We start from the raw sequence: 309 nt of genomic DNA on the forward strand, positions 1-309 counted from the left end.
TTGAGACTGATTACCTATGGCAATTGCAGAATATCCTTGTGAAAGAGAGAAATATCCCATTGCAATTGAATAAGTTTGCTCAGCAAGTGTATTTAAACCTGCTGTAAAAGAAGAATTACCTAAAGCACCAAAAATCCATGAACCACCATAAGTTGATTTGCTTAAATCTACAGCATCCAACCCAATATCACCATACGATGCTGGATTTCTACCAACCAATCTCCAACCTAGACCATTACCTTCATCTATTGCTTCAAGACCTGAAGCTAATGATGTATTTGCTTCTAAATATTCTTTCGTAATTAAGGC

1 protein-coding gene is annotated in these 309 nt (G+C 36.2%); it reads right to left on the reverse strand.

Annotated elements, in window-relative coordinates; genetic code table 11:
• On the reverse strand, positions 1 to 309 hold a 309-nt coding region (locus tag ACNG5D_RS15960; protein ID WP_418184523.1), incomplete at both ends, for a hypothetical protein.

Source organism: Algibacter ulvanivorans, from assembly GCF_048381495.1.
Taxonomy (GTDB): domain Bacteria; phylum Bacteroidota; class Bacteroidia; order Flavobacteriales; family Flavobacteriaceae; genus Algibacter_B; species Algibacter_B ulvanivorans.